Genomic DNA, 23,690 nt, shown 5'->3' with positions numbered 1-23,690 from the left:
AATGCCGGCAATCCCCACCCGAGAACGGCTGGTTACCGAGGCGCTGCGCCTGTTCGGTGAACAGGGCTACCAGGCAACCAGCGTCGCGCAGATCGAAGCTGCGGCCGGCCTGGCGCCGGGATCGGGCGCCCTCTACCACCACTTCAAATCGAAGGAGGCGCTGCTGGAGGCCGGCATCGACCGGCAACTGGACCGCCGCCACGCCATGCGCGATATGCGCAAACTTTTCGCCGGCTTGGGGGACCTACGCAGCGAACTGACCATGCTGGGCCGGTACGTGCTGACGGTGCTCGACGAGGAAACCCAACTGCTCCGGATCGCGTCCCGCGTTCCATCAGGTCAGTCGGCTCGACTCACCGACGCCTACGCGGCATTGTTCGACGGGCTCTACGCCGAACTCGCCGACTGGGTGACTGGCTGGATCCCAACGATCAGCCAACAGGATGCCGCGGCCATCGCCGTCGTCGGAGTGAATGCGCTCCATGGCCAACGAGCAACGAGCACCGTATTCCACGGGCCGGGAGCGGGTATGCCTGACGAGCAGTACATCGCGGAGTGGACGGCAATGCTCGCCAGTCGGCTCGAATCGCTGCGGCTAGCGGCACGGGAGGCCGACGTGCCAGGATGAGCAAACGGAATGCCGCAACAGCGGCAGGTAACCGGTCGATTGGTGTGCCAATGCCCGGGGTCGACAAGGCGACTGGCCGCGTGGTCGCCGTGATCGTGCTCTTGGTCGTTGTTGCTGCGTCTTTGCGTGGATATCTGCCCGGTGTCGAGCAGCAGGCGCAGCAGGAGCCGCCGCGCAGTTCGGCGTCGTTGCCTTACGTGGTGGCGCTGCTGGCCGTCTCGCTGGCGATCATCGGCGCATCCCTGATCGTCCGGTTGCGCGATCCGCGCAGGCCCGCGCCCAGCGCCGGCGGTCTGCCCGACCGATTCAGCCGCGGGATGGGCCGCCCGGGCTGGCGGATACTGCTGATCGGCGCCGCGGTGCTCGTCGTGTGGCTGCTGATCGTATGGCTGCTGGCGCGGTTCATCGGGCCGCACGGGATCCGCGCCGGCGAGCTGCCGGGCGCGACGGAAACGGCGACTCCGACGCCTCGGCCCGACACCTCGCCGCCGCCCGAGCCGCGCAACGACCGGGGCGACGGGGACGTGCTGGGCTATCTGATCGCGAGCACGGTGACGTTGGCCCTGCTGCTCGTGGTGGGCGCCATCGCCGCTGTGCGCGGACGGCGCACCGCCAAACCGCACGTGCTCGCTGCGGAACCATTCCAACCGCCGGCACCCACGGCGTCGTCCGAATCACTCGCTCGCGCAGCAGAAGTCGGGCTGGCCGAGATCGGCGATCTCAGCCGCGAACCGCGCGAGGCGATCATCGCGTGCTACGCCGCGATGGAGCGCGAACTGGCCCATGTGCCGGAGGCTGTTCCGCAGGATTCCGACACACCCACCGAGGTATTGACCCGGGCCGTCGAACACCATGCGCTGCACGCAGATAACGCCGCGCGACTGGTGAACCTCTTCGAAGAGGCGCGGTTCAGCCCGCATGTGATGAACGAAAGCCACCGCGAAACCGCGGTACGCGTGCTGCAACTCGTGCTCGCCGAATTGCGGAGCGCGGTATGAAGCGCCTGGTAATTCTCAGCGTCTTCGGCGTCATCGGCGCCGAGTTGATCGCGCTGTCGGTGCACGACCGCCGGTTCGTGTTGTGGATTTCGGGTGGGGCGGTGGCATTCGCGCTGTTCAACATCCGCCGGTTCCTCGCCCATGAGGGCGAGCCGGCGTCGGAAGCGGCCGCCGATGCGCTGGGGAAGCCGTTGCGTGATTGGCTTTCCCGCACCGAGACGTTGATCCGCTGGTCGGATTCCACTCGGGCGGACTGGGACCGCCACCTGCGGCCGATTCTGGCGCGGCGGTTCGAAATGACCACGGGGCAAAGGCAATCCAAGGATCCGGAAGCGTTTTACGCCACTGGCCGCATGCTCTTCGGGCCTCAACTGTGGGCTTTGGTCGATCCCAACAACGTCGCGCAATCCGGTGGGCACGAGCCCGGGCCGGGCCGGGCGGCACTCGAGGAAATACTGCAACGGTTGGAGCAGGTATGACGATGCCGGCTGAGGCCACCACGGCCCGCTGCGAGGCGGTGCTCGACGAAATCGAGCGCGTGGTGGTCGGAAAGCGTTCCGCGCTCACCCTCATCCTCACCACGGTGCTCGCGCGGGGCCACGTGCTCATCGAAGACCTGCCCGGCCTCGGCAAGACGTTGATCGCCCGGTCCTTCGCCGCCGCACTGGGTCTCGACTTCACCCGCGTGCAATTCACCCCCGATCTGCTGCCGGCCGACCTGCTCGGCTCGACCGTCTACGACATGCAGTCCGGACGCTTCGAATTCCGCCCGGGGCCGATCTTCACCAACCTACTGCTCGCCGACGAGATCAACCGCACACCACCCAAGACCCAGGCGGCATTGCTGGAGGCCATGGCCGAAGGACAAGTCAGCATCGACGGTGAAACCCACCGGCTGCCAACACCTTTCATCGTCTTGGCCACAGACAACCCGATCGAGTACGAAGGCACCTACCCGTTGCCGGAGGCGCAGCTGGATCGCTTTGCGGTTCGGCTGGAACTGCGCTACCTCTCCGAGCGAGACGAGACGTCGATGTTGCGCCGCCGGCTGGACCGCGGATCGGCCGAGCCGACGGTGAACCAGGTCGTCGACGCTCATGACCTGCTGGCCATGCGCGAATCGGTGGAACAGGTCAGCGTCCACGAGGACGTCCTGCACTATGTGGTGTCGTTGGCGAACGCGACCCGGCATCACCCCCAGGTCGCGGTTGGGGCCAGTCCCCGCGCTGAGCTGGATCTGGTGCAGCTGGCCCGCGCCCGCGCGCTGCTGCTGGGCCGCGATTATGTGATTCCCGAGGATGTCAAGGCGCTCGCGGTTCCGGCGGTGGCACACCGGATCACGCTTCGACCCGAGATGTGGGTGCGGCGAATCGTTGGCTCGGACATCGTCGAGGAACTGCTGCGCCGCCTGCCGGTTCCGCGGGCGCGGTCGTGACCCAACCGCAGGAAGTCCAGTTGCGTTGGCGCGCCTCGACGTTGACGCGGGCGGTGGCCACCTGTGCGGGGGTGGCGCTGGCTGTCGCGCTGCTCAGTTCGCGCTGGCAACTGCTGGCGTTCGCGGCACCGCTGCTGGGCGTGTTGAGTTCGATCGGCTGGCAGCGGCCGCTGCCGAAAGTTCGGATCCAGGCCGAGCTCAGTTCGCAACGATGCTTCGAAACCGAGGAGACACAGGTGGACGTGTCGGCGGCAACGGAAAGCACAGGCGTGGCAGTCGATCTCAGGGTGACGACGGTGGAGGGCATGCGACTAGACACGCTCGACGGCGGCTCTCCCCAACGACAGACGGTGGCCGTCATGGCCGACCGCTGGGGTCGCTATCCGATCCGGGCCAGCGTCGACGTCGTCGCACACGGCGGATTGCTGGCGGGAACGGCGACCGCGGATGCCGCACACGTCACCGTGTTTCCGCTGGCGCCACCGCAATCGACGCCGCTTCCGCAGACCGAACTGCTGGATCGCATCGGCACCCATCTCACCCGTCACATCGGCAGCGGCGTCGAATACGCCGACATCCGCGCGTATGTGCCCGGCGATCAGCTGCGCACGGTCAACTGGGCGGTGAGTGCCCGCCGCGGCCGCCTGCACGTCACCGAACGGTTGACCGATCGAGCCGCCGACGTGGTGGTGCTTGTCGACACCTATCCGCAACCGCCGGGGCCGGCGACCGATGCCACCGAGCGCATTGTGCGCGGCGCCGCCCAGGTGGTGCAGACGGCGCTGCGCAACGGCGACCGCGCCGGCATCGTGGCATTGGGCGGCCGCCAGCCGCGCTGGCTGGGCGCCGACATCGGGCAGCGCCAGTTCTACCGGGTGCTCGACACCGTGCTCGGCTCTGGCGCCGGATTCGAAACCACCACAGGCACTCTCGCGCCGCGGGCCGCCGTTCCGCCGGGCGCGATCATCGTCGCATTCTCGACGCTGCTCGACACGGAGTTCGCGCTGGCGCTGATCGACTTGCGCAAACGCGGGCACCTCGTGGTGGCGGTCGACGTCCTGCAGGGCTCGCCGCTCGGCGATCATCAGGATCCGCTGATCGGCCGGTTGTGGGCGTTGCAGCGGTCGGCGATGTATCGCGACATGGCCACGATCGGCGTCGACGTGGTGCCCTGGCAGCCCGACCGCACCCTGGACCAGTCGATGCACGCGGTGCCCGATCGCCGCCGCCCGGTGACGGGACGCCGATGATGCTCCGCATCCTGTCGACCGCCTGCGGATTATTGATGGTGACAGCCGTTGGCGTCGGGACGCATGGCCAGGCGTTGGTCGCCGCGATGTTGGCCGTGGCGGCGGTGGCGGCCGGAACTCTGTTTCGACCCGCCGCGACACTGGCAGTGCTGCTGGCGGTGGCGGTCATCGTGTTGACCAATCCCGCGGCCACCGTGGCCGCGGTCTCGGGTCTCGCAGCAGCCGGGTACCTGCTGCTGCGGCACGCCGCCGGCCTCGATGCGGTCAGCGATGCGAGCATCGTTGGGGCCGTTGGGTTTACGCTCGCAGGCTTGGTCGCCACCGCGTTCCCGCTGGAATTGCCGTGGTTGCCGCTGGCGGCGCCGCTGGCCATCTTGGGGATCTACGTATTGGCCATCCGCCCGTTCACGAGTCATCCGGGGGATCGGGGTCTCCGCCCAGGAGTTCCTCCGGATGGTGGGCGTGGTTGATCTCGGGCGGGCCAGTGCCGTCTGTCCAGCCGAGGCGGCTGTGGAGAACTCAGCGGCGGATCTGCCGGCGATTGCGTTCGCTGATCTCGGCGTAGCGGGCGCCGAGATCACTGGCGTCCGACAGCGCACCGGAGATCTCCTGCTCGGCGGCCAGCGCCGGATCGGTGACTGGGGCAGCCCCGGAAACATAGATCTGCTTGAGCCCGGCCATGATCGGCGCCGGCACCTCGGTGATCTGGCCGGCCAACTCGACGGCCCGTTCGAGGAGCCCCTCATGCGCGACGACCTCGGTCACCAGCCCGATCTGCAGGGCGCGCGCCGCGTCGATCACCTCGCCGGTCATCGACAGTCGTCGCGCCATCGCCGCACCGACCACCTGCGGCAGCCGGGCCGTCATCCCGCCGCCGGGCAGAATCCCGACCCGCGCATGGGTGTCGGCGAATATCGCACGCTCCGAGGCGATCAGGAAATCGCAACCCAACGCCATCTCCAGCCCGCCGGTGAACACCGGGCCGTTGATCGCGCCCACCACCGGTTTGCGCATCTCGGCCACCCGGGTGATGCAGTTGTGCGTCTGGTACCGCTCGAAATACGCCGAGCCCTCGCGCTGCGCCTCCTTCAAATCGACCCCGGCACAAAACGCCGGATCGGCCCCGGTGAGCACGACCGCCCGCACCGACGGATCGGAGTCTGCCTCGCAGAAAGCCGCATACAACGCTTCAATCAGCTCGCTGTTCAACGCGTTTCGCGCCTCGGGGCGGTTGAGGGTCAGCACCCGCACCGCGCCGACGTCGTCGCGAAGAACGGTCATCTGACCAATTGGGCAGCCTGCTCGGCCAGATCCAGCAGCGGCTGCGGAACAACACCGAGCAGGATGGTGACCGCCGCGCACACCGCGATCGCCGCCTTGCTCCAGAAGCTTGGCATGACGACGTGCAGCTCCTCCACGGGCGGCTCGGTGAAGAACATCAGCACGATCACCCGCACGTAGAAGTAGGCCGCCACCCCGCTGGCGATCACACCGATGATCACCAACGGCACCGCGCCACCCTGCGCCGCCGCCTTGAACACCGCGAACTTGCTGACGAACCCACTGGTCAACGGGATACCGGCGAACGCCAACAGGAACATCGAAAACAGCAGGCCCACCACGGGATAACGCCGACCCAGGCCGCCCCACCGGGACATCGACGCGTTCTCTTCGCCGTTGGCGCCGCGGATGAGCCCGACGACGGCGAACGCGCCTATCGTGCTGAAGCTGTAGGCCACCAGGTAGAACATCGTCGACGAGACACCGGCCGGAATGTCGGCGATCACGCCGGTGAGGATGAACCCGACGTGCGCCACCGACGAATAGGCCAGCATTCGCTTGACGTCGTTCTGGTTGATCGCGGTGACGGTGCCCACCACCATGGTCAGGATCGAGATCGCCCACAGTACAGGGCGCCACTGGTCGTGCAGCGGCGGCAGCGCGACGTAGACGACGCGCAGCAGCGCGCCGAACGCCGCCACCTTGGTGGCCGCGGCCATGAACCCGGTGATCGGTGTCGGCGCACCCTGATACACATCCGGAATCCAGGAATGGAACGGGACCGCGCCTACCTTGAACAGCAGGCCCACCGCCACCAGTGCGACGCCCACCAACGCCATCGAGTCGTCGGTGTGCTTAGCGAGAGCGTCGGCGATACCGGGCAGGTTCAGGGTGCCGGTCGCGCCGTACAGCAGCGCCACGCCGTAGAGGAAAAACGCCGACGAGAAAGCGCCCAGCAGAAAGTATTTCAGGCCCGCTTCCTGCGAAAGCAGCCGGCGGTGGCGGGCCAACCCGCACAGCAGGTACAGCGGCAAAGAAAGAACCTCGAGCGCCACGAACATCGTCAACAAGTCGTTCGCCGCGGGGAACACCAGCATGCCGCCGACAGCGAGCATGGTCAGCGGGAAGACCTCGGTCTGTGCCGCCCCGGCCCGGATCGCGTGCCGCTCGCCGACACTGTCGGGCACCGCCGAGGCCTGCGGGGTGAACGAATCCAGCGCGGCCGCAACGGCTGTGGCTGCACCGGGCCCGACGGGTGCACCCTCACCGCTCCGACGTTCGGCGATGAAGATGACGGCCATCACCGACACGACCAAGATCGTGCCCTGCAGCAGCAGGGTGGGCCCGTCGATCGCGAGCGCGCGCAGCACCGCGGTCTCGCCCGACGGCGGGGTCCGCCGGGCCACCGCGATGACGGCGACGAAGGCGGCCACGAGTCCTGCGAGTGCCAACGTCACCTGTGCGCCGTAGCGGAATCGCCGCGGCACGAACGCCTCGGCCAGCACGCCGGCCACCGCAGCCCCGAAGACGATGAGCATCGGGGAGAGCAGGACGTACTCGACGCTGGGGGTGGGCATGCTCATCGGTGCGGTCCTTCCGCCGTCCCGGTCGGCACCGTCGGCGCGGGATCCTGCTGGCCGATCGTGGTCATGGTGTGGCCGACCGCCGGATTGATGATGTCCAGCACCGGTTTCGGATAAAAGCCGAGCAGCACCAGCAGCACGATCAGCGGCGCGACGACGACGAGTTCGCGCGGCACCAGGTCGCGGATCTTTTCGTTGCCGTCACGCACGGGCCCGGTCATCACCCGCTGGTACAGCCACAGCATGTACACCGACGACAGCACCAGGGCGGTGGCACCGAACGCCGCGGCCAGCCAGTAGCGGTTGAAAGTGCCCAGCAGCACCAGGAATTCGCTGATGAATGGCGCCAACCCGGGCAGCGACAGCGTTGCCAGCGCCGCGACCAGGAACGTGCCGGCCAGCACCGGGGCCACCTTCTGCACGCCGCCGAAGGCGCTGATCGACCGAGTCCCGCGCCGCGAGATCAAGAATCCCGCGATCAGGAATACTGCGGCGGTGGACAAGCCGTGGTTGACCATGTACAGCGTCGACCCGCTCTGCCCCTGGCTGGTCATCACGAAGATGCCCAGAATGATGAAGCCGAAGTGGGAGATCGACGTGTAGGCGATCAATCGCATGATGTCGGTCTGACCGATCGCCACGACGGCGCCGTAGACCACACCGATGACCGAGAGCACGACGATCAACGGACGGAAATACGTTGACGCGTCAGGGAACAACTGCAGGCAGTAGCGCAGCATGCCGAAGGTCCCGACCTTGTCCATCACCGCCATCATCAACACGGCGGTGGCCGGGGTGGACTCGACCGCGGCGTCGGGCAGCCAGCGGTGGAACGGCCACAGCGGCGCCTTGATCGCGAACGCGAACATGAAACCGAGGAACAGCGCCTTGAGCACCGCCGGATCGACGCCGAGCGAACCCGACGACACGGCGGAGACAATCGTGCGGAAGTCGAACGTGCCTGAACCGTGCTGGGCCGTCACCACGTACAGCCCGATCACCGCGGCCAGCATGATCAGCCCGCCGAACAGGTTGTACAGCAAGAACTTCACCGCGGCACGCGACCGGTGTGCTCCTTCGCCGAAGCCGCCGATCATGAAGTACATCGGGATGAGCATGGCCTCGAAGAACACGTAGAACAGCAGCACATCCAGCGACACCAGCGAGATCAGCACCATCGACTCGACGGTCAGCGTCAGCGCGACGTATCCGTGCGGTCCGCGGCTGCGCGAGCCGCCGTCGTTCCAGCCGGCCAGGATCAGCAGCGGCACCAGACCGGTGGTCAGCAGCACCAGTACCACCGCGATGCCGTCCACGCCGAGGGTGTAGCCGGCGCCGAATGCCGGTATCCACGGGTGGGATTCAATGAATTGGTAAGCAGCGCCGGTGGTGTCGAACCCGGCGGTGATCACGATCGACACGGCCAACACCGCGACGGCGACAACCAGCCCGAGCCATTTCGCGAATTGGCGCCAGCTGGGCGGCATGACGATCACCAGCACGGCCCCGGCCAGCGGCAGCAGCCACAGCAGCGAAAGCCACGGGAAGCTCACCACAGTCGCACCGCCAAGATCGCCGCGGCGACCAGCGCCGCGCCCACGAACATCGACAACGCGTAGGAGCGCGCGAACCCGGTTTGCAACCCTCGCAATCGATCCGAGGTGCGGCTCACCAGCGCGGCCAGCCCGTTGATCGAGCCGTCCACGCCGCGGTTGTCGATCTCGACCAGCGCGTCGGTCAATTGCGCACCGGGGCGCATGAACACCTCCTCGTTGAAGGCATCGCCGTAGAGATCCCGCCGTGCCGCGACGGTCAGCACCGAACCGGCCGGCGCGGTCTCGGGCACCGGACGCCGCCCGTACATCAGATAGGCCACCACGACGCCGACGCCTACCACGGCGAGCACCACGACGCTGGTCGCCCACGCCGGCGCGGCGTGAGCGGCTTCATGACTGCCGACCACCGGCTCCAGCCAGTGCTGCAGGGTGCCGCCGATCGCCAGCAGACCGCCGGAGAACACCGAGCCGACGGCGAGCAGGATCATCGGCCAGATCATCACCGCTGGCGCCTCGTGCGGATGCGCCTCTGGCGCCCAACGCTTTTCGCCGAAGAACGTCATCAACATCACCCGGGTCATGTAGAAGGCGGTGATCCCGGCGCCCAGCACCGCCGCCGCTCCCAGGATGGCGCCACGCACGCCGCCATAGCCCAGCGCGGCCTCGATGATGGCGTCCTTGGAGAAGAACCCGGCGAACGGAAAAACCCCGATGATCGCCAGATAGCCCAACCCGAAGGTGGCGAACGTGACCGGCAGCACGGTGCGCAGCGCGCCGTACCGGCGCATGTCCTGCTCGTCGTCCATCGCGTGGATCACCGCGCCGGACCCGAGGAACAGTCCCGCCTTGAAGAACCCGTGAGTGAGCAGGTGCATGATCGCGAACGCGTAACCGGCCGGGCCGAGGCCGGCTGCCAGCACCATGTAACCGATCTGGCTGATCGTCGACGCCGCCAGCGCCCGCTTGATGTCGTCTTTGGCGCAGCCGATGATCGCCCCGAACAGCAGCGTCACGGCGCCGACGATCACCACCGCGAGTTGCGCGTCGGGCGCCAGGTTGAACACCGGGTTGGACCGCACGATCAGGTACACACCGGCGGTCACCATCGTGGCGGCGTGGATCAGCGCCGACACCGGCGTCGGGCCCTCCATTGCGTCACCGAGCCACGCCTGCAGCGGAACCTGCGCCGATTTGGCGCAGGCGCCCAACAACATCAGCAGCCCCATCGCGGCCAGCACCCCGCGGCTCGCGCCCGGTGCGGCGGCGAACACTCCGGCGAACGACAGCGTGCCGAAGTTGACGAACATCAAGAACATCGCCAGCGACAGCCCGACGTCGCCGACCCGGTTCATCACGAACGCCTTCTTGGCGGCGGTGGCCGCCGTCGGCCGCTGATACCAGAAGCCGATCAGCAGATACGACGCCAGACCGACGCCTTCCCAGCCGACGTAGAGGCCCAGATAGTTGTCGGCGACCACCAGCAGCAGCATTGCCGCGAGAAACAGGTTGAGGTAGGCGAAAAACCGTCGACGGTCCGGGTCCTCGGCCATGTAGCCGATCGAGTAGATGTGGATCAACGAGCCCACGCCGGTGATCAGCAACACGAAACAGATTGACAGCTGGTCGATCTGCAATCCGAAGTCGACCTGCAGCCCGCCGACCGGCACCCAGCTGAACAGGTTCTGGTGAATGAGGCGGTCGGTGCGGCCAACCATTTCGGTGAGCAGCGCCAGGCCCACCGCGAACGCGGCCAGCGCCGCCGCGCAGCCCAGCAGATGGCCCCAGCGGTCGGTGCGCCGGCCGCCCAGCAGCAGGATCAATGCGCCGGCCGCCGGCAGAGCCACGAGCAGCCAGGTGTATGCCGTCATGGTTTCAGCCCTTGAGGAGGTTGGCGTCGTCGACCGAAGCCGACCTGCGGGCACGGAAGATCGTCATGATGATGGCCAGTCCGACCACGACTTCGCAGGCGGCGACCACCATCGTGAAGAACGCCACCATCTGGCCGTCGAGCCGACCGTGCATCCGGGCGAAGGTGACGAACGCCAGATTGACCGCGTTGAGCATCAGCTCGACGCACATGAACATCACGATCGCGTTGCGCCGCAGCAACACACCGGCCGCCCCGATCGTGAACAGCAGCGCCGAAAGATACAGGTAATTCGCGGGATTCACTGGGCACCGTCCTGCTCGGAACCGTTGCCGACCGTCCGCTGCTGCAGAACCGGGGGCACCGAGAGTTTCGAGAACGACCCGTCGGGCAGCAGCGCGGCCATGTCGACCGCGTTGTGGCGGGCGTATACGCCGGGACCGGGCAGCGGTGTCGGGTATCCGCCGCTGCGGAAGCGCTCGATCGACAACTCGCGCTGGGTCTTTCGGCGTTCGAACCGCTCGCGGTGCGCCAGCACCATCGCCCCGACGGCGGCGGTGATCAGCAGCGCGCTGGTCAGCTCGAACGCCCACAGGTAGCGGGAGAAGATCAGGGCGGCCAGTCCTTGGACGTTGCCGCCGGCGTTGGCCTGGGTCAGCCCGGTGAACCCGCCGAGGGCCACACCGCCGATGCCGGCGATCAGCAGAACGCCGAATCCGATGCCGGCCACCACCGCGGCAACCCGTTGTCCGCGAATGGTTTCCACCAGTGACTCAGCAGAATCCACGCCGATCAGCATCAGCACGAACAGGAAGAGCATCATCACCGCGCCGGTGTAGACCACCACTTGGACCACGCCCAGAAACAGCGCGTCCTGTGCCATGTAGAACACCGCGAGGATGATCATCGTCATCGCCAAAAACATCGCGGAATACACGGCGTTGGCGGCCATCACCACCCCCAGCGCGCCGATGAGCGCCAGCGCGCCGAGGACCCAGAACATTACCGCCTCACCGGTGGATGTCCGGGCGATCCCCTCAGCCAGCAGCGTGGTCATTGGCTGGCCTCGGCTATGGGTTTGACGTTGCCGCGGTAGTAGTCGGCATCGGTGGTACCCGGCGCCCGGGGATGCGGCGGCGGCTGCATTCCCGGTTCCAGCGGCGCCAGCAGTCGGTCCTTCTCGTAGATCAGGTCGGCGCGGTTGTCGTCGGCCATCTCGTAGTCGTTGGTCATCGTCAACGCCCGGGTGGGACAAGCCTCCACGCACAAGCCGCAGCCGATGCAGCGCAGGTAGTTGATCTGGTACACCCGCCCGTAGCGTTCGCCGGGCGAATACCGTTCTTCCTCAGTATTATCGGCGCCCTCGACGTAGATGGCGTCGGCCGGGCACGCCCAGGCACACAGTTCGCAGCCGATGCACTTCTCCAAGCCGTCCGGATACCGGTTGAGCTGATGGCGGCCGTGATACCGCGGCGCCACCGGGCCGGGCTTCTCGGGATATTCCTCGGTGATCGGCCGTTTGAACATCGCGCCGAGCGTCACGCCGAACCCGGCGATGGACTCCAGGAACTTAGCTGGCACGTGCGCCCTCCTTGGTCGGCGCCTTGTCCGGCAGCGGCGGCGTCGGGAATGCCGGTTCCGCAGCCGGCTCCGGCGCTTCCTCCGGACGAGTTTCCAAGCCGGACAGCGGTCTTCGCAGATAGAGCAGCAGGCCGACGGCGGTGACGGCGCTGGCGATCACCAGCACGGCGGTCCAGTGCTCGAGGCCGTTGTTGCGCAGGGTGCGGATGACCGCGGCGATCATCACCCACAGCAGCGACACCGGGATCAGGGTCTTCCAGCCCAGGGCCATGAACTGGTCGTAGCGTAGCCGCGGCAGCGTGGCCCGCAACCAGAAGTAGACGAACAGGAACGTCCAGACCTTGGCCGTGAACCAGATCAACGGGAACCAGCCGCTGTTCGCGCCCGCCCACATGTTCAGCGGCCACGGCGCGTGCCATCCGCCGAAGAACAGGGTCGCGGCCAACGCCGACACCGTGGTCATGTTGATGTATTCGGCGAGGTAGAACATCGCGAACGGCAGCGACGAGTACTCGGTGTGAAAGCCGGCGACCAGTTCGCCTTCGGCCTCGGGCAAATCGAATGGGGCCCGGTTGGTTTCACCGACCATCGACACCAGGTACACCAGGAACGACGGCAGCAGCAGGAAGACGAACCAGACGCGGTCTTGGGCGGCCACGATCCGCGATGTCGACATCGTTCCGGCGTAGAGGAACACCGTCGCGAACGACAGGCCCATCGCGACTTCGTACGAGATCACCTGGGCGGTGGAGCGCACGCCGCCCAGCAGCGGATAGGTCGAGCCGGACGCCCAGCCCGCCAGCACGATGCCGTACACGCCGATCGACGACAGCGCCAGGATGAACAACACCGCGACAGGTAGATCGGTGAGTTGCAGCATGGTCCGATGACCGAACACCGACACCTCGGGACCGAACGGGATGAACGCGAAAGCGGTGATCGCCGGGATAGTCGAGATGATCGGGGCCAGCAGGTAAACCGGTCGGTCGACGCCGACGGGCATGATCGCCTCTTTCAGGGCCAGCTTGATCCCGTCGGCCAGGCTCTGCAGGGACCCGCGGGGGCCGACCCGGTTGGGTCCCCAGCGCAACTGCATGCGGCCCAACAACTTCCGTTCGAGCAGGATCGCGGCCAGCACTGTCAGGACCAGGAAGACGAAGACCGCGACCGCCTTGGCGGCGATCAGCCACCACGTATCGTGCCCGAAGCCGGTCATGAGCTCACCCCGATTCTGACGACTTCGCCGGCCGTCACGCCCAACTGCCGGTGCACCGCCGAACCCGGCGAGTTCAGCGGCAGCCACACCACCCGCTCGGGCATGTCGGTGATCACCAGCGGCAACGTGATCGCCCCGCGCGACGTGCTGACGGTGACCGGATCGCCTTCGGCTGCGCCGATTTCGGCCGCGGTGTCGGCCGACAACCGCACCACGGGGGCCCGCGCCGTGCCGGCCAGGTGCGGCTCGCCGTCCTGCATGCGGCCGGCGTCGAGCAGCATCCGCCACCCGGTCAGCACCGCCTCACCCGAACCCGGCTGCTCAGGCGGCGTCGCCGCAACCGTCGGGCAGCCTGCGCGTTCACCGTCCCAGCTGCCGAGTTGGCTCAACTCCGCGCGGGCCGCCTCGACGGTCGGCAGACCGAGGTCGACGCCCATCTCGTCGGCCAGCGCGTCGAGCACCCGCAGATCCGGTGTGGCGCCTTGTTGTAGCGCGACGGGGAAGGCGCGGTAGCGGCCCTCCCAGTTGACATAGGTGCCGGACTTCTCCGCCGCCGGCGCGATCGGGAACACCACGTCGGCGCGTTCGGTGACCGCGCTGTGCCGCAGCTCCAGGCTGACCACGAAGCCCGCGGTGTCCAGCGCGGCCAGCGCCGCGTCCGGGTCGGCCAGATCGCCCGGCTCCACACCGCCGACCAGCAAAGCACCCAGCGTCCCGTCCGCGGCTGCGGCCAGGATGCCGTCGGTGTCTCGCCCAGGAGCAGAAGGCAATTCGGCGACGTGCCACGCCGCGCACACCTGCGAGCGCGCACCCTCGTCAGACACCGGGCGGCCACCGGGCAGCAGTGCGCCCAGCGCGCCGGCCTCCAACGCCCCGCGTTCTCCGGCGCGACGCGGCACCCACGCCAGCCGCGCACCGGTGGTATCGGCCAGTCGGGACGCCGCCGACAATCCGCCCGGCACGGTGGCCAGCCGTTCCCCGACGACGATCACCGCGCCGGGTTTGCGCAGCAGCTCACCAATTTCGTCGCTCAGCCCCTCGAGCGCCGCCACTTCGCCGCCGGGCACGGTCTTGAGGAGCGTGCCCTTCATCCGCTCCAGCCCGCGGCTGGCGAACGGCGCCACCGCGTAGACCGGCAGCCGGTGCTTGCGGGCGGCCTTGCGCAGCCGCAAGAACACGATCGGCGACTCGTCCTCGGGCTCGAACCCGACCAGCAGCACCACCGGCGCCAATTCCAGATCGGTGTAGCTGACGCTGACCGGGCGGCCGGCGACCCGGGCCGCCAGGAACTCGGCCTCTTCGCTCGAATGCGGCCGGGCCCGGAAGTCGATGTCGTTGGTGCCCAACGCGATTCGCGCGAACTTGGCGTAGGCGTAGGCGTCTTCCCAGGTCATCCGGCCACCGACCAGCACGCCCGTGCGGACATCGGAGAGCCCGTTGACCGCGGCGGCGAGCGCCTCCGGCCAGGATGCGGGTACCAGCTCTCCGTCGGCGTTGCGTACTAGGGGAGTGGTGATCCGGTCCGGCTGGGTTGCGTAGGTGAACGCCCACCGGCCCTTGTCGCAGTTCCACTCCTCGTTGACTTCCGGGTCGTCGCCGGCCAGCCGGCGCAGCACCTTGCCGCGGCGGTGGTCGGTGCGCTGCGCGCAGCCGGATGCGCAGTGCTCGCACACGCTCGGGCTCGACACCAAGTCATACGGGCGGGCCCTGAACCGGTACGCGGTGCCAGTCAGCGCGCCCACCGGGCAGATCTGCACCGTGTTGCCCGAAAAGTACGACTCGAAGGGCTCGTTGGCGTAGATGCCGACCTGCTGCAGCGCGCCGCGCTCCAACATGTCGATGAACGGGTCGCCGGCGATCTGCTCGGAAAACCGCGTGCACCGGGCGCACAGGATGCAGCGCTCTCGGTCCAGCAACACCTGCGAGGAGATATTGATCGGCTTGGCGAAGCGGCGCTTGGCGTCGGTGTAGCGGGAGTCGGCCCGCCCGTTGGACATTGCCTGGTTCTGCAGCGGGCATTCGCCGCCCTTGTCGCACATCGGGCAGTCCAGCGGATGGTTGATCAGCAGCAGTTCCATCACCCCGTGCTGCGCCTTGTCGGCGGCTTCGGAGGTGAACTGGGTGCGCACCACCATGTCGTCGGTCACCGCAATGGTGCACGACGCCATCGGTTTACGTTGGCCTTCGATCTCGACCAGGCATTGCCGGCACGCGCCGACCGGGTCGAGCAGCGGGTGGTCGCAGAACCGCGGGATCTGGATGCCCATCAGTTCGGCGGCGCGAATCACCAAGGTGCCCTTGGGGACACTGATCTCGGTGCCGTCGATGGTCAGCGTCACCATCTCCGGGGCCACGCCGGTCTTGCTGTCGGCCGCCTGGGTCATTGGCGCCGCTCCTCCTCATCGCTGCGCTCTGCATCGTCGCCGGCGCGTGTCACGCATCGGCTCCGTTCGTGAGCATGGACTCGCGGGGGTCGAAGGGACAGCCGCCGCCCTCGACGTGCGCGACGTACTCGTCGCGGAAGTATTTCAGCGACGACATCACCGGGCTGGCCGCGCCATCGCCCAAGGCGCAGAACGACTTACCCAAAATCGTGTCGGAGATGTCGAACAGCTTGTCCAGATCCTCGGCGGTGCCCTTGCCGGTCTCCAGCCTGGCGTAGATCTTGTCCAGCCAGAAGGTTCCCTCCCGACACGGCGTGCACTTACCGCAGGACTCGTGCTTGTAGAACTCGGTCCAGCGCCGCACCGCACGCACCACGCACGTCGTCTCGTCGAAGATCTCCAGCGCCTTGGTGCCCAGCATCGAGCCGGCCTCGCCGACGCCCTCGTAGTCCAATGGCACGTCGAGGTGCTCGTCGGTGAGGATCGGGGTCGACGACCCGCCCGGCGTCCAGAACTTCAGCCGATGCCCCTTGCGGACCCCGCCGGCGTAGTCGAGCAACTCACGCAGCGTGATCCCCAGCGGCGCTTCGTATTGCCCCGGCCGGGTCACGTGGCCGGACAGCGAATACAGCGTGAAGCCAGGCGATTTGTCGCTGCCCATCGAGCGGAACCAGTCGACGCCGTTGAGGATGATGGGCGGCACGCTGGCGATGGTTTCGACGTTGTTGATCACCGTCGGGCAGGCGTACAGCCCCGATACCGCCGGGAAGGGCGGACGCAGCCGCGGCTGGCCGCGGCGGCCCTCCAGCGAATCGAGCAGCGCGGTCTCCTCGCCGCAGATGTAGGCGCCTGCGCCGGCGTGTACCACCAACTCCAGGTCGTAGCCGGAGCCGGCGATATCGCGGCCCAAAAAGCCTGCGGCATAAGCCTCGGCGACCGCGTTGTGCAGCCGGCGTATCACCGGCAGCACCTCGCCGCGCACGTAGATGAACGCATGGCTGGCCCGGATTGCGTAGGCGGCGATGATGCTGCCCTCGATCAACACATGCGGGGTGGCCAGCATCAGCGGCATGTCTTTGCATGTGCCCGGCTCGGATTCGTCGGCGTTGACCACCAGATAGTGCGGCTTGGCGGCCGGCCCTTCGTCGCCCTGGGGGATGAACGACCACTTGGTTCCGGTCGCGAAACCCGCACCGCCGCGGCCACGTAACCCCGAGTCCTTGACCGTCTGCAGCACCGCATCGGGCTCCATCTCGAGGGCCTTCTGCAGCGCGCGGTAGCCGTCGTGGCGGCGGTAGGTGTCAAGAGTCCACGACTCGGGGTCGTCCCAGTAGCGGCTGAGCACCGGAGTCAAACGCACGGGGGCGGCCATCATTCACCGTCCCCAGTCGGTGGTGCCTGCATGTCGCGTTCCTGGGCGACCCGCAGACCGGCCAACGTGGCCGCGCCCGCGCCGCCCTGACCGTCGTCGGGACGCTGGTCGGGAAAGCCCGCCAGGATCCGCTCGGTCTGCCGGAACGGACACAGCTCGGCGCCACGGGTCGGCCGTGGCGGCTTGCCGGAGCGCAGCCCGTCGACGAGTTCCCGTGCGGAGTCGGGTGTTTGGTTGTCGAAGAACTCCCAGTTGACCATCACGACTGGGGCGTAGTCGCAGGCGGCGTTGCATTCCACGTGCTGCAGCGTGACTTTGCCGTCCTCGGTGGTCTGGTCGTTGTCGATGCCGAGGTGTTCTTTGAGCGACTCGAAGATCGCGTCGCCGCCCATCACCGCACACAGCGTGTTGGTGCAGACGCCGACGAGATAGTCGCCGGTGGGTCCGCGGCGATACATCGTGTAGAAGCTCGCGACCGCCGCCACCTCGGCGCCGGTCAGTCCGAGCTGCTCGCCGCAGAACTCCAAACCCGCCGGCGTCAAATAGGAGTCCTCGGATTGCACGAGGTGCAGCAGCGGCAGCAACGCCGAACGTCCGTTGGGGTAGCGGCCGATGATCTCTTTGGCGTCAACCTCCAACCGCGCCTTGACATCCGGCGGGTATGACTCGGGGGCACCCTCCACCACGAACTGTCCGGGCTCCTCCGGCGGCGGACCGAGGTGGAGGAACACCGGCTCGCCCTGTGGCCCCGTCATCGGTCGACCCCACCCATGACCGGATCAAGGCTGGCGACCGCGGCGATCACGTCGGCGACCATGCCGCCCTCGCACATCGCGGCGACGGCCTGAAGGTTGGTGAACGACGGGTCCCGGTAGTGCACCCGGTATGGGCGGGTGCCGCCGTCGGACACCATGTGCACACCCAGCTCGCCGCGCGGTGATTCGACCGCGACGTAGACCTGGCCGGCGGGAACCCGGATGCCCTCGGTGACCAGTTTGAAGTGGTGGATCAGCGCTTCCATCGAGCTGCCCATGATCTTGGCGATGTGCTCCGGTGAGTTACCCAGGCCGTCGGGCCCGACCTTCAGGTCGGCGGGCCAGGCGATCTTGCGGTCCTCGACCCTAATCGGGCCGGGCTTGAGTTTGTCCAGACACTGCTCGACGATCTTCAGCGACTCCCTCATCTCCTTGACGCGAATCATGTACCGGCCGTAGGCATCACAGCCGTCGTCGGTGATCACGTCGAATTCGTAGTTCTCGTAGCCGCAGTACGGCTCCGCACGCCGCAGGTCGTGCGGCAACCCCGTCGAGCGCAGCACCGGGCCGGTGATGCCCAGCGCCATGCAGCCCGCGAGGTCGAGGTAGCCGATGCCCTGGGTGCGGGCCTTCCAGATGTAGTTTTCGTTGAGCAGGTTCTCCAGGTCGTTGAGCCGACGGCTCATCAACTTCAGAAAGTCGGCGATCTCGCTCTCCGCGTTCGGCGGCAGGTCCTGGGCCAGCCCGCCGGGGCGAATGTAGTTGTGGTTCATCCGCAAACCGGTGATGGACTCGAACAGGTTGAGCACCAGTTCGCGTTCCCGGAAGCCGAGGAACATCGCCGTCATCGCGCCCAGTTCCATGCCGCCGGTTGCCAATGCCACTAGGTGCGACGAAATCCGGTTGAGTTCCATCATCATCACCCGGATGACGTTGACCCGCTCCGGGATCGCATCGGTGATGCCGAGCAGCTTCTCGACGCCCAGGCAGAATACGGTCTCGTTGAAAAACGGTGACAGGTAATCCATTCGGGTCACGAAGGTGACGCCCTGGGTCCAGTACCGGTATTCGAGGTTCTTCTCGATTCCGGTGTGCAGGTAGCCGATTCCGCACCTGGCCTCGGTGACCGTCTCGCCCTCGATCTCCAGGATCAGCCGCAACACACCATGTGTGGAGGGGTGCTGGGGACCCATGTTGACGACGATGCGGTCACCGGGATCCCCGCTGCGGGCGGCTTCGATGACCTTCTCCCAATCTTGGCCGCCGGCCATCAAGACGGTTTCGCCGGTTTCGCTCATCAGTTGTAGGACCTCCGCTCGTCGGGCGGGGGAATCTGCGCGCCCTTGTATTCGACCGGGATGCCGCCCAGCGGGTAGTCCTTGCGCTGCGGATGGCCGTGCCAGTCGTCGGGCATCTCGATGCGGGTCAGCGACGGGTGGCCGTCGAAGATGATGCCGAAGAAGTCGTAGGTCTCCCGTTCGTGCCAGTCGTTGGTGGGATAGATCGAAAACAGCGACGGGATGTGCGGATCAGCATCCGGCGCAGCCACTTCCAGTCGGACGCGACGGTTGTGGGTGATCGATTTCAGCGGGTACACCGCGTGCAGCTCGCGGTCGGTTTCGTGCGGGTAGTGCACGCCGTTGACGCCCAGGCACAGCTCGAAGCGCAGCCCCGGCTCGTCGCGCAGCCGCTGCGCGACCTGCGGCAGCATCTCACGGCGCACGTGCAGGGTCAGTTCATCGCGGTAGACCACGACCTTTTCGATCGCGTCGGCGAATTCGATCCCGTTGGCCTGCAACGCCTCAGCCAGTTGGTCGACCACGTCGTCGAAATAGCCGCCGTAGGGCCGTGGGCTGCTGCCGGGCAGCGTCACCTGCCGCACCAGCCGCCCGTATCCCGACGTGTCACCGGTGTCCGACACCCCGAACATGCCACGCCGGACGTCGATCACTTCTTCGCCTGTGTGCTTGTCGGATGAGCTCATCGCAACAGTCCGCGCATCTCGATCGTGGGCCTGGCCGCCAGCGCGGCCTCTTCGGCTTCGGCGATGGCGCGCTCCCGGTCAACACCCAACGGCATTTGCTGAATCTTCTCGTGCAGCTTGAGGATTGCGTACAGCAGCATCTCCGGACGCGGCGGGCAGCCGGGCAGGTAGATGTCGACCGGCACGACGTGGTCCACACCCTGCACGATCGCGTAGTTGTTGAACATCCCGCCCGACGACGCGCACACACCCATCGCCAGCACCCATTTCGGTTCGGCCATCTGGTCGTAGATCTGGCGCAGCACCGGCGCCATCTTCTGGCTGACCCGACCGGCGACGATCATCAGGTCGGCCTGCCGCGGCGTCGCGGAGAAGCGCTCCATCCCGAAGCGCGCGATGTCGAACCGCGGCGACGCCGTCGACATCATCTCGATGGCGCAGCACGCCAATCCGAATGTCGCCGGCCACAACGAGTTCTTCCGGAAATACCCCGCCAGTCGCTCGACGGTGGTCAGCAGGAAACCGCTGGGCAGTTTCTCTTCCAGGCCCACGCCCTACCTCAATCCCACGTCAGGCCGCCGCGGCGCCACACGTACGCATAGGCGACGAACACCGTGAGCATGAACACCACCATCTCGACGAGCGCGAACACGCCCAGCGCGTCGTAGCTGACCGCCCACGGATACAGGAACACGATTTCGATGTCGAAGACGATGAACAGCATCGCGGTCAGGTAGTACTTGACCGGGAACCGCTGTCCGCTGCCGGCGTGCGGAGCGTTTGCCGGCTGGTGGGCGGGTTCGATCCCGCACTCGTAGGCCTCCAGCTTGGACCGGTTGTACCGCGACGGGCCCACCACCAATGCCACCGCCACCGAGAAGATCGCGAAAGCGGCGGCGATCCCCCCGAGCACCAGGATCGGCGTGTAGAGATTCATCGCGCGGCGCTGCTCCTCCTGGCTGTCTCCTGTGACTTCAACCACAGCCTAGCGATGATGTGTGTGGCTCCGCTCACGGGTTCGGATGTGACCTCGGCCACAACCGGTCAAGGATCTGCACACGCTTCAGCGGTACCGCGAAAAAGCCACGGCGCTAAGGTGATTCGCGTTTTCTTGCGAAGGGTCAGGAGACTGGCGTGCGCAGCAGGCCCGCCACCGTGCGGCCCAGCTCAATCGGGTCGACCGGATGCGGGACGGCGGCCTCGGCGCGCGACCAGCTGGCCAGCCAAGCATCGTCGAGGCGCCCGGTGAGCACCACGATCGGCGGGCACTGCGCGACCTCGTCCTTGAGCTGCTTGGCGATGCCCATCCCGCCTTCCGGCGTGGCCTCCCCATCGAGAATGGCCAGGTCGATGCTGCCGGCGTCGACCTGTTTGATCACCATCGGCCCGGTCGCCACCTCGACATAGCTCAGCTCGGGCAGGTCGGGGTGGACCCGCTTGCCGAGTGCCAGCATCACATCCTGGCGGGTTTTCGCATTGTTGCTGTAGACGAGGATCCGCAGAGCGTCGGTGGTGGCGGGCACGATGCAGATGCTACTTCGCGCGGACGAAGCAGGCGTCGGCCGACGCCGTCGCAGCCTTACCGATCATCCCAAGCCGATTCCAGCCCAGGCCGAACTGCGCCCGGTCGATCTTGACCTTCGCGGTGATGCGCACCGAGCCGTCGCCGAGCACGGTGATCTCGACCGGCAATGGCAGCGGCTCAGTGATCCCCTTGATGGTGAAGGTGGCCCGCAAGTCGGCGGCGTTGCCGGTGGTGGGCGCTATGGCGGTGACGACCACGCTCATCTCCGGGAAACGCTCGACGTCGAAGAAGTCGGCCGAGCGCAGGTGCTCGTCGCGTTTGCGGATACCGGTGCTCAGCGACGCCGTCTGGATGTCGAGGCGGCCGAAGACCGCGCCTTTGCCGGTGACCTGCCCGTCGGCGCTGACGTCGGTGAACTGGCCCTTGACGTTCATCAGGCCCCAGAAGTTCCTGATCTTGAAGGTGAAGCTCGAGCGGTCCGGAACCAGATTCCACACCCCGGCGGTGTCCGGATCGCTCAGCAGCGTTTCCACGGTGGTCATCGGCGCCGCTCCTCCTCATCACGTCGTTCTGCATCGTCGCCGACGCGAGTCATCGGTACCTCCGTTGCCCGCTAACCCAGCAGCGGGGCCAGTTCGGCTGGGTCGAAGTACTCATCGATACGGCTGATCAGGGTTTGAGAACCAGGGGAGCTCTCCAACTTAATCACGATGCACACCCGCATGGCGATGGAGCCGCCGTTGTGGCCGGTGGCATGCAGGATGTGCTGCTGGACGAATCCGTCGGCGAACAGCTGGCGATCCAGGATCTCGTAGCGGCGCCGTGCGGTCGCGCCGACGAACCAGTCGATGACACGCAGCGCCCGCACCTTGTCGCGATCGCGGCTGGCCCCGACTCGCCAGACCGCGATGTCGTCACTCCACAGCCGGGCCACCGTCGCCGTGTCGCTGTTCTCGATCGCCGTGAACAGTTGGTCGGCCACCGCGGTGATGGTGGCGGCGTCGGCAGAGGGCATGGCAGGTCCTGGGTCGCTTCGGGTGGTACCAAGCTGCGCAGCCACGACCGTACCCCGGCTGGGCGGCGAAAATTTTCCGCCATCGGGAATATGGCTCGCCAATAGCAAGTTTTCTATGGTGACAAAAACAGATCCTTGGAGATGCAAGGAGGTGGTAACGATGCTGAGGTTTGAACCACTGTTCCGTGACCTGGACCGACTGACCCAACAGCTATGGGGCAACACGGCCGGTACCGCCACGCGTCCGGCGGTGATGCCGATGGATGTCTGGCGTGACGGCGACACGTACGTCGTGGAGCTCGATTTGCCGGGCATCAAGCCAGACTCGATCGACATCACCGTGGATCACGACGCGCTGACGGTCAAGGCCGAGCGCCCCTACGCAGGCGAGGAGGGGCACGACTGGGTGACCGCAGAACGCCCGCACGGGGTGTTCAGCCGACAGCTGTTCCTTGGCGACCAGCTGAACACCGACGCCATCAGCGCCGACTACACCGACGGGGTACTGCGGCTGACAGTCCCGGTGGCAGAACAAGCCAAGCCACGCAAGATCGCTATCCAGTCAGGCGCTCAGCAAGCCATCAGCGCCGCCTGACGCCGGTCAGTTGGAAGCCGTCCGCGCGAGCTGGCGCGGACGGCTCATCCGCTGCGGGTGGTTGGGGAGGCGATCAGATCACCGCGCTGTGACGTGAGGCGGTGCGGCACAGCGCTTTTGGCTGCTTCTCGTGCTTCTCGTCGGCCGGTCCAACAGTGGGCCGGCTGACGGAGCGGATTACCGGCGACGCAATACGCGTCGCCACAACGGCTCTCGTCTGCCGGCCGCCAAGCCTTGAACGCGGGGTTTGACGCCATCGCGGTTGATCTGGATACGCCGCGGTTTGGCCTGTGCGGATACCGGAGCGGTCAACCGCAACACGCCGTTGCGGTAGCTGGCGGCAATCTGGTCCGTGTCGAGGTTGTCGTCAAGGATCAGTTGACGGCTGAATGCACCGCGCGGGCATTCCGCGGAGAGCACCTCTCGATCCTGGTCGATGCCGGGCCGCTCGGCACGGATGGTGAGCACGTTGCGCTCGATGCTGAGATCGAGCGAATCCGCCTTCATCCCGGGCAAATCCAATTCGATGATGAACTGTTCGCCATCTCGCCAGGCGTCCATCGGCATGGCAGTGGTGCCTAACACCTGCCGGGTGAGCCAGTCCAGTTCGCGGGCCGAATCTGTGCGTACTAACACCATCTCTTGCCTCGCTGTCAGCTTAGATA

26 protein-coding genes are annotated in these 23,690 nt (G+C 66.9%); 7 read left to right on the top strand and 19 right to left on the bottom strand.

Annotation, left to right across the window (positions count from 1 at the left end):
* Position 1: 1 nt before the first annotated feature.
* Genes G6N47_RS00925 through G6N47_RS00900 form a run of 6 tightly spaced genes read left to right on the top strand, consistent with a single transcriptional unit; the run spans position 2 to position 4,781 of the window.
* Positions 2-628 carry a TetR/AcrR family transcriptional regulator gene (locus tag G6N47_RS00925; RefSeq protein ID WP_083129786.1) on the top strand — a complete coding sequence of 209 codons (627 nt, stop codon included), beginning with the start codon at positions 2-4 and terminating at the stop codon, positions 626-628.
* A 50-nt stretch (positions 629-678) separates the two neighbouring features.
* The gene (locus G6N47_RS00920; RefSeq protein ID WP_083129785.1) at positions 679-1,626 is read left to right on the top strand and encodes a DUF4129 domain-containing protein; all 948 of its coding nucleotides are present in this window, start codon (positions 679-681) and stop codon (positions 1,624-1,626) included.
* On the top strand, positions 1,623-2,105 hold the full coding sequence (locus tag G6N47_RS00915; RefSeq protein ID WP_083129784.1) for a hypothetical protein: 483 nt from the start codon (positions 1,623-1,625) through the stop codon (positions 2,103-2,105). Before G6N47_RS00920 ends, G6N47_RS00915 begins: the two co-directional genes overlap by 4 nt.
* Positions 2,102-3,061, top strand: a complete 960-nt coding sequence (locus G6N47_RS00910; protein WP_083129783.1) for an AAA family ATPase — start codon at positions 2,102-2,104, stop codon at positions 3,059-3,061. The genes G6N47_RS00915 and G6N47_RS00910 overlap by 4 nt, the downstream gene beginning before the upstream one ends.
* Positions 3,058-4,311 (top strand): DUF58 domain-containing protein, encoded by a 1,254-nt coding sequence (locus tag G6N47_RS00905; RefSeq protein WP_083129782.1) that lies wholly within the window; start codon positions 3,058-3,060, stop codon positions 4,309-4,311. The genes G6N47_RS00910 and G6N47_RS00905 overlap by 4 nt, the downstream gene beginning before the upstream one ends.
* Positions 4,311-4,781, top strand: coding sequence for a hypothetical protein (locus G6N47_RS00900; RefSeq protein WP_139799362.1), 471 nt, complete (start codon positions 4,311-4,313; stop codon positions 4,779-4,781). Before G6N47_RS00905 ends, G6N47_RS00900 begins: the two co-directional genes overlap by 1 nt.
* Before the next feature lie 49 nt (positions 4,782-4,830).
* Here G6N47_RS00900 and G6N47_RS00895 read toward each other — a convergent pair whose 3' ends face one another.
* The 18 genes from G6N47_RS00895 to G6N47_RS00810 form a co-directional block, all read right to left on the bottom strand.
* Positions 4,831-5,592 (bottom strand): enoyl-CoA hydratase, encoded by a 762-nt coding sequence (locus G6N47_RS00895; protein WP_083129780.1) that lies wholly within the window; start codon positions 5,590-5,592, stop codon positions 4,831-4,833.
* Positions 5,589-7,175 (bottom strand): NADH-quinone oxidoreductase subunit NuoN, encoded by a 1,587-nt coding sequence (gene nuoN, locus G6N47_RS00890; protein ID WP_083129779.1) that lies wholly within the window; start codon positions 7,173-7,175, stop codon positions 5,589-5,591. Before nuoN ends, G6N47_RS00895 begins: the two co-directional genes overlap by 4 nt.
* Positions 7,172-8,731, bottom strand: coding sequence for an NADH-quinone oxidoreductase subunit M (locus G6N47_RS00885; protein WP_083129778.1), 1,560 nt, complete (start codon positions 8,729-8,731; stop codon positions 7,172-7,174). The genes nuoN and G6N47_RS00885 overlap by 4 nt, the downstream gene beginning before the upstream one ends.
* The gene (gene nuoL / locus G6N47_RS00880; protein ID WP_083129777.1) at positions 8,725-10,599 is read right to left on the bottom strand and encodes an NADH-quinone oxidoreductase subunit L; all 1,875 of its coding nucleotides are present in this window, start codon (positions 10,597-10,599) and stop codon (positions 8,725-8,727) included. Before nuoL ends, G6N47_RS00885 begins: the two co-directional genes overlap by 7 nt.
* A gap of 4 nt (positions 10,600-10,603) precedes the next feature.
* Complete coding sequence (gene nuoK / locus G6N47_RS00875; protein WP_083129776.1) at positions 10,604-10,903, bottom strand: NADH-quinone oxidoreductase subunit NuoK; 300 nt, start codon at positions 10,901-10,903, stop codon at positions 10,604-10,606.
* Entirely contained in the window at positions 10,900-11,655 is a 756-nt protein-coding gene (locus G6N47_RS00870) for an NADH-quinone oxidoreductase subunit J (RefSeq protein WP_083129775.1), read from the bottom strand. The genes nuoK and G6N47_RS00870 overlap by 4 nt, the downstream gene beginning before the upstream one ends.
* A complete protein-coding gene (gene nuoI, locus G6N47_RS00865; protein WP_083129774.1) occupies positions 11,652-12,179 on the bottom strand; it encodes an NADH-quinone oxidoreductase subunit NuoI in 528 nt (175 codons plus the stop codon). Before nuoI ends, G6N47_RS00870 begins: the two co-directional genes overlap by 4 nt.
* Entirely contained in the window at positions 12,169-13,395 is a 1,227-nt protein-coding gene (nuoH, locus tag G6N47_RS00860; protein WP_083129773.1) for an NADH-quinone oxidoreductase subunit NuoH, read from the bottom strand. The genes nuoI and nuoH overlap by 11 nt, the downstream gene beginning before the upstream one ends.
* Positions 13,392-15,779 carry an NADH-quinone oxidoreductase subunit G gene (locus G6N47_RS00855; protein ID WP_083129772.1) on the bottom strand — a complete coding sequence of 796 codons (2,388 nt, stop codon included), beginning with the start codon at positions 15,777-15,779 and terminating at the stop codon, positions 13,392-13,394. Before G6N47_RS00855 ends, nuoH begins: the two co-directional genes overlap by 4 nt.
* A gap of 49 nt (positions 15,780-15,828) precedes the next feature.
* Positions 15,829-17,154 carry an NADH-quinone oxidoreductase subunit NuoF gene (gene nuoF, locus G6N47_RS00850; protein WP_083129771.1) on the bottom strand — a complete coding sequence of 442 codons (1,326 nt, stop codon included), beginning with the start codon at positions 17,152-17,154 and terminating at the stop codon, positions 15,829-15,831.
* Entirely contained in the window at positions 17,151-17,906 is a 756-nt protein-coding gene (nuoE, locus tag G6N47_RS00845) for an NADH-quinone oxidoreductase subunit NuoE (RefSeq protein WP_083129770.1), read from the bottom strand. Before nuoE ends, nuoF begins: the two co-directional genes overlap by 4 nt.
* Positions 17,903-19,204: an NADH dehydrogenase (quinone) subunit D gene (nuoD, locus tag G6N47_RS00840; RefSeq protein WP_083129769.1), complete on the bottom strand. Its 1,302-nt coding sequence runs from the start codon at positions 19,202-19,204 to the stop codon at positions 17,903-17,905. The genes nuoE and nuoD overlap by 4 nt, the downstream gene beginning before the upstream one ends.
* Positions 19,204-19,890 carry an NADH-quinone oxidoreductase subunit C gene (locus G6N47_RS00835; protein WP_083129768.1) on the bottom strand — a complete coding sequence of 229 codons (687 nt, stop codon included), beginning with the start codon at positions 19,888-19,890 and terminating at the stop codon, positions 19,204-19,206. The genes nuoD and G6N47_RS00835 overlap by 1 nt, the downstream gene beginning before the upstream one ends.
* Positions 19,887-20,441 carry a NuoB/complex I 20 kDa subunit family protein gene (locus tag G6N47_RS00830; protein ID WP_083129767.1) on the bottom strand — a complete coding sequence of 185 codons (555 nt, stop codon included), beginning with the start codon at positions 20,439-20,441 and terminating at the stop codon, positions 19,887-19,889. Before G6N47_RS00830 ends, G6N47_RS00835 begins: the two co-directional genes overlap by 4 nt.
* 8 nt (positions 20,442-20,449) lie before the next feature.
* Entirely contained in the window at positions 20,450-20,827 is a 378-nt protein-coding gene (locus tag G6N47_RS00825; protein ID WP_083129766.1) for an NADH-quinone oxidoreductase subunit A, read from the bottom strand.
* A 184-nt stretch (positions 20,828-21,011) separates the two neighbouring features.
* Positions 21,012-21,413 carry an Rv3143 family two-component system response regulator gene (locus G6N47_RS00820; RefSeq protein ID WP_083129765.1) on the bottom strand — a complete coding sequence of 134 codons (402 nt, stop codon included), beginning with the start codon at positions 21,411-21,413 and terminating at the stop codon, positions 21,012-21,014.
* Positions 21,414-21,423: 10 nt separating this feature from the next.
* On the bottom strand, positions 21,424-21,957 hold the full coding sequence (locus tag G6N47_RS00815) for a YceI family protein (RefSeq protein ID WP_083129764.1): 534 nt from the start codon (positions 21,955-21,957) through the stop codon (positions 21,424-21,426).
* Between the two features lie 71 nt (positions 21,958-22,028).
* Positions 22,029-22,430: a nuclear transport factor 2 family protein gene (locus tag G6N47_RS00810; protein ID WP_083129763.1), complete on the bottom strand. Its 402-nt coding sequence runs from the start codon at positions 22,428-22,430 to the stop codon at positions 22,029-22,031.
* A 160-nt stretch (positions 22,431-22,590) separates the two neighbouring features.
* Between G6N47_RS00810 and G6N47_RS00805 the strand changes: the two genes are divergently transcribed.
* Positions 22,591-23,025 (top strand): Hsp20/alpha crystallin family protein, encoded by a 435-nt coding sequence (locus tag G6N47_RS00805; RefSeq protein WP_083129762.1) that lies wholly within the window; start codon positions 22,591-22,593, stop codon positions 23,023-23,025.
* 177 nt (positions 23,026-23,202) lie between these two features.
* Here G6N47_RS00805 and G6N47_RS00800 read toward each other — a convergent pair whose 3' ends face one another.
* Positions 23,203-23,664, bottom strand: coding sequence for an Hsp20/alpha crystallin family protein (locus tag G6N47_RS00800; RefSeq protein WP_139799294.1), 462 nt, complete (start codon positions 23,662-23,664; stop codon positions 23,203-23,205).
* Positions 23,665-23,690: the final 26 nt, after the last annotated feature.

This window comes from Mycobacterium branderi (genome assembly GCF_010728725.1).
Lineage (GTDB): Bacteria > Actinomycetota > Actinomycetes > Mycobacteriales > Mycobacteriaceae > Mycobacterium > Mycobacterium branderi.
The sequence above is the reverse complement of the archived record's forward strand: the minus strand, read 5'-3'. Positions and strand labels throughout refer to the sequence as shown.

Excerpts from the sequence above, each read along its gene's own strand:
- G6N47_RS00815 (WP_083129764.1), bottom strand. The coding sequence starts at position 21,957 with ATGACCACCGTGGAAACGCTGCTGAGCGATCCGGACACCGCCGGGGTG.
- G6N47_RS00915 (WP_083129784.1), top strand. The coding sequence starts at position 1,623 with ATGAAGCGCCTGGTAATTCTCAGCGTCTTCGGCGTCATCGGCGCCGAG.
- G6N47_RS00895 (WP_083129780.1), bottom strand. The coding sequence starts at position 5,592 with ATGACCGTTCTTCGCGACGACGTCGGCGCGGTGCGGGTGCTGACCCTC.
- G6N47_RS00800 (WP_139799294.1), bottom strand. The coding sequence starts at position 23,664 with ATGGTGTTAGTACGCACAGATTCGGCCCGCGAACTGGACTGGCTCACC.
- G6N47_RS00900 (WP_139799362.1), top strand. The coding sequence starts at position 4,311 with ATGCTCCGCATCCTGTCGACCGCCTGCGGATTATTGATGGTGACAGCC.
- G6N47_RS00910 (WP_083129783.1), top strand. The coding sequence starts at position 2,102 with ATGACGATGCCGGCTGAGGCCACCACGGCCCGCTGCGAGGCGGTGCTC.
- G6N47_RS00810 (WP_083129763.1), bottom strand. The coding sequence starts at position 22,430 with ATGCCCTCTGCCGACGCCGCCACCATCACCGCGGTGGCCGACCAACTG.
- G6N47_RS00870 (WP_083129775.1), bottom strand. The coding sequence starts at position 11,655 with ATGACCACGCTGCTGGCTGAGGGGATCGCCCGGACATCCACCGGTGAG.
- G6N47_RS00835 (WP_083129768.1), bottom strand. The coding sequence starts at position 19,890 with ATGAGCTCATCCGACAAGCACACAGGCGAAGAAGTGATCGACGTCCGG.
- nuoH (WP_083129773.1), bottom strand. The coding sequence starts at position 13,395 with ATGACCGGCTTCGGGCACGATACGTGGTGGCTGATCGCCGCCAAGGCG.
- G6N47_RS00825 (WP_083129766.1), bottom strand. The coding sequence starts at position 20,827 with ATGAATCTCTACACGCCGATCCTGGTGCTCGGGGGGATCGCCGCCGCT.
- nuoL (WP_083129777.1), bottom strand. The coding sequence starts at position 10,599 with ATGACGGCATACACCTGGCTGCTCGTGGCTCTGCCGGCGGCCGGCGCA.
- G6N47_RS00805 (WP_083129762.1), top strand. The coding sequence starts at position 22,591 with ATGCTGAGGTTTGAACCACTGTTCCGTGACCTGGACCGACTGACCCAA.
- nuoE (WP_083129770.1), bottom strand. The coding sequence starts at position 17,906 with ATGACGGGGCCACAGGGCGAGCCGGTGTTCCTCCACCTCGGTCCGCCG.
- nuoD (WP_083129769.1), bottom strand. The coding sequence starts at position 19,204 with ATGAGCGAAACCGGCGAAACCGTCTTGATGGCCGGCGGCCAAGATTGG.
- G6N47_RS00925 (WP_083129786.1), top strand. The coding sequence starts at position 2 with ATGCCGGCAATCCCCACCCGAGAACGGCTGGTTACCGAGGCGCTGCGC.
- nuoF (WP_083129771.1), bottom strand. The coding sequence starts at position 17,154 with ATGATGGCCGCCCCCGTGCGTTTGACTCCGGTGCTCAGCCGCTACTGG.
- G6N47_RS00855 (WP_083129772.1), bottom strand. The coding sequence starts at position 15,779 with ATGACCCAGGCGGCCGACAGCAAGACCGGCGTGGCCCCGGAGATGGTG.
- G6N47_RS00920 (WP_083129785.1), top strand. The coding sequence starts at position 679 with ATGCCCGGGGTCGACAAGGCGACTGGCCGCGTGGTCGCCGTGATCGTG.
- nuoN (WP_083129779.1), bottom strand. The coding sequence starts at position 7,175 with ATGAGCATGCCCACCCCCAGCGTCGAGTACGTCCTGCTCTCCCCGATG.